This is a genomic window from Citrobacter sp. NCU1, assembly GCF_010231475.1.
Classification (GTDB): domain Bacteria; phylum Pseudomonadota; class Gammaproteobacteria; order Enterobacterales; family Enterobacteriaceae; genus Citrobacter_D.
In genome coordinates, this window is sequence record NZ_NRDO01000120.1 from 1 (window position 1) to 1216 (window position 1216).

Consider the following 1216-nt stretch of genomic DNA (forward strand, 5'->3'; position numbering starts at 1 on the left):
AATGATCGAGAAGAAAACCAAATTACCGCCGTCCACATCGTTAATGATCCCGGATGCGACATTCCAGATTCTGTTCAAAGAAGCAAAGCGCCGAAAAATGAGCGTAAGCGCACTTCTTCTTGAAGAATGCCAAAGTCTGGCGGTCAAATATTCGAAAGCTGGCGCGTAATAACCACGTTCCAGCATTAACACCCACCCCCACGAATGAGACGCGGAGAAAACCAAATGAAGAGCATTCGTAATTTACTGAGCATACACAGGAGCAAACAACAATGGCAAAAACTCTCGCCCAGATTAAGGCAGATTACCAATACATCGATAAAGATGGTGTAACGAGAGAGCGCACTCTCAACATTCCCCACTACTTCAAAGAAATCCCATTTATCTATTCTCCCCTCCTTGATAAAGGAAGAGTGAAGTTTTCAGCCTCAATGCAAAAGCTGTATTGTTACGTAGCAGACTGGGAAAAATCCGGCAGTATTTGTTACGAGGAACAAAGCGAGCTTGCAAAGGTTTGCAGGTTATCTCGACCAAAGACAAACGACCTGATCGAACAGATGGAATTAATTGGACTCATTACCAGAACCAAAATCGAAGGACGGAGAAATAAGGAATTACGAGCACTCCCGCTTACTGATGCTCACATTATCCCACCAGAAGCGCCGACAGCGCAGCCTGTAGCAGTGTCTGACGAAGTGCCACAGCAGCCAGAGCCAACACCAGCCCCGACAATGACCAATGTTATAGAAGAAGCTGTGATCGCGGCTCAGAGCGTCCCTGAAAGCGTTGCAACAACAACGGAAAGCGATCAGGTGGTCATTGATGAGGATATGGCTCTTGAGGTTGTTTGTAAGCGGCTCTCACAGCCTGAAAGCCTTAGACAAAGCCAAAGATATGACACATTTACAACTTATGCACGTCGTGTCCTGCGTAATGACGGCAAGCGCTTATCAAGCAGATTCGAGGAGAGGTTAGAGGAATGTTTCGAACAACTTCACCCGCATCTTTATTCAAGATTCGACGCCCTACCATTTTAACCAGGAGGATTATGATTCAATACTTAGTGAAATACGGCGTTGACCGTATTCAGATTAACGACGCTGGAAAGCGTGTGTTAGAAACCCTGCAATACTTTTACAAATCCAAACCAACAAAGATCCGATATGGTGACATTATCGAACGTTCTGGATGTTCGCAAGGCGGCGTAATGTTCTGG

The 1216-nt window shown here is 45.6% G+C and carries 1 protein-coding gene; it reads left to right on the forward strand.

The annotated features are described in order from the left end of the window. Nucleotides 1-272 precede the first annotated feature (272 nt). Nucleotides 273-1037 (forward strand): hypothetical protein, encoded by a 765-nt coding sequence (locus CJP72_RS24740; protein ID WP_162383874.1) that lies wholly within the window; start codon nt 273-275, stop codon nt 1035-1037. Nucleotides 1038-1216 lie beyond the last annotated feature (179 nt).